We start from the raw sequence: 894 nt of genomic DNA, 5'->3' as shown, positions 1-894 counted from the left end.
CCCTCGACGTGGGCTTCCACGACGTACGTCCCCCCGAAGACCGAGTGTGTCGCGACGACGACGCCGGCGTCGTCGCGGACGTCGACGACGTCGGCGAGCAGGGCGCCGGCATGCCGCACGGCGAGGCGAGCGGCGATCTCGCGACCGTCGACGGAATTGGCCGCGAGGACAGCGGCGGGCTCGAGCGCGTCGATCGCTCCGTCGAGGGCGTCGAGCGCCGGCTCGGCGAGGACCGTGCCGACCTCGGGGGACACCGCGACGTGGATGCGCTGCGCGCCGAGGCGACCGAGTTCGGCGATGACGGGGGCGCCGAGGGACCCGGCCGTCACGACGACGGCGACGGGTGTGCCGAGGCGCGCGGCCGCGGCGAACAGAGTCGCCGAGTCCGAGGTGGGCTCGCCGCTCTCCGACAGTTCGATGTACGTGAGGATGTGGGACATCGGTCCTCCTAGACCAGGTCGTTCGTGACGAGGAACCGGGCGAGTTGCTCCGCTGCGGTGCCGTCGTCCACGATCTTCGTGCCGGCCGTTCGTCCGGGAGAGGCCGCCGCCGAGCGGATGACGGTTCGAGCGGACCCGACGCTCGCGATGCCGAGGTCCTCGACGGTCAGGATCGCGATCTTCTTGCGTTTGGCCCCGAGGATGCCCTTGAAGCCGGGGAAGCGCGCCTCGGGCGCTTGCTCCGTGACCGACACGACCGCCGGCAGCGGAGCGTGCACCTCGACGACGGCGCGTTCGGTCTGGCGGCTCCCCTCCACGCGACCCGGATGGACGGCGACGTCGGCGAGAGCTCCGAGGAGGGGGACGCCGAGGGTCTCGGCGATCATCGCGGGGACGACACCGGAGCGGCCGTCGGTCGACTCGTTACCGGCGATGACGAGGTCGAATCCCGTTC

Annotated in this window: 2 protein-coding genes; both read right to left on the bottom strand. The window is 72.0% G+C overall.

The annotated features are described in order from the left end of the window. Positions 1-440: hypothetical protein (locus tag AC4FQ5_RS19610; RefSeq protein WP_491146195.1), on the bottom strand; the 440-nt coding region annotated here is incomplete at its 3' end. 8 nt (positions 441-448) lie between these two features. Further along, a partial coding sequence (locus tag AC4FQ5_RS19605; protein WP_491146192.1) for an electron transfer flavoprotein subunit beta/FixA family protein occupies positions 449-894 on the bottom strand: 446 nt, incomplete at its 5' end.

It is taken from the genome of Chryseobacterium sp. DT-167, from assembly GCF_058310155.1.
The sequence above is the reverse complement of the archived record's forward strand: the minus strand, read 5'-3'. Positions and strand labels throughout refer to the sequence as shown.